Genomic DNA, 1,284 nt, shown 5'->3' with positions numbered 1-1,284 from the left:
GCGTCCGCCGAGGAGGAGCCGGCGCCGGTGCAGCGGGTGGAGAACCCGTATGAGGGTGCCGATGTGTACGTGAACCCGGACTGGTCCGCCAACGCCGAGGCGTCCGGCGGGTCGGCGGTCGCCGACCAGCCCACCGCCGTGTGGCTGGACCGTATCGCGGCGATCACCGGCGGCTCCGCCGGCAACAGCACGGGCCTGGAGGAGCACCTCCAGAACGCCGTGGAGCAGGCCGGCGGCGAGCCGCTGGTGTTCCAGATGGTCACCTACAACCTGCCCGGCCGTGACTGTTCGGCCCTCGCCTCCAACGGCGAGCTCGGGCCGGAGGAGATCGACCGGTACAAGAACGAGTTCATCGACCCGATCAACGAGATCGTCGGCAAGTACGCGGAGGAAAACCCCAACCTCCGCATCGTCAACATCGTCGAGATCGACTCGCTGCCGAACCTCGTCACCAACACCGGCTCGGCCGAGACGGCCACCGAAGAGTGCAACACGATGCTGGAGAACGGCAACTACCAAAAGGGCGTCTCCTACAACGTCGGCACGCTCGGCGAGCACGAGAACGTCTACAACTACCTGGACGCCGGCCACTGGGGCTGGCTGGGCTGGGACACCAACTTCCAGCCGGCCGCCGACCTGTTCAACGAGGTCATCAGCACCGCCCCGGCCAGCCCGGACAAGGTCGCGGGCATCGCGGTGAACGTCGCCAACTACGGCTCGATCGAGGAGCCCAACTTCTCGATCGACGACACCATCGACGGCAAGCAGATCCGCGAGTCGAAGTGGATCGACTGGAACCAGTACACCAACAACACCGACTACGGCCTGGACTTCGCCGCCGCGGTCGATGGCGGCGGTGGCCTGATCATCGACACCTCCCGCAACGGCTGGGGCGGCCCCGACCGCCCCGAGGGCCCGGGCCCGGAGACCAGCGTCGACGAGTACGTCGACGGCGGCCGCATCGACCAGCGCATCCACACCGGCAACTGGTGCAACCAGTCCGGCGCGGGCCTCGGTGAGCGTCCCCAGGCCTCTCCCGCCGCCGGTATCCACGCCTACGCCTGGATCAAGCCCCCGGGCGAGTCCGACGGCTCCAGCGAGGAGATCCCGAACGACGAGGGCAAGGGCTTCGACCGCATGTGCGACCCGACCTACGAGGGCAACCCGCTCAACCAGAACAACCCCTCCGGCGCACTGGGCAACGCCCCGCTCTCGGGCCACTGGTTCGAGGCCCAGTTCCAGGAGCTCCTGGAGAACGCCCACCCGCCCCTGTGACCCCCACGG

At 68.3% G+C, this 1,284-nt stretch carries 1 protein-coding gene; it reads left to right on the top strand.

Annotated features, from left to right (window positions below; translation table 11 throughout):
* Nucleotides 1–1,275 (top strand): glycoside hydrolase family 6 protein (locus ACTWQH_RS32705; protein WP_443290446.1); only part of this gene is annotated, 1,275 nt, incomplete at its 5' end.
* Nucleotides 1,276–1,284: the final 9 nt, after the last annotated feature.

The sequence above is a fragment of the Streptomyces sp. 6N223 genome, assembly GCF_052246635.1.
In the GTDB taxonomy this organism is placed as follows: Bacteria; Actinomycetota; Actinomycetes; order Streptomycetales; family Streptomycetaceae; genus Streptomyces.
This window is presented reverse-complemented; position numbering and strand designations above follow the sequence as displayed.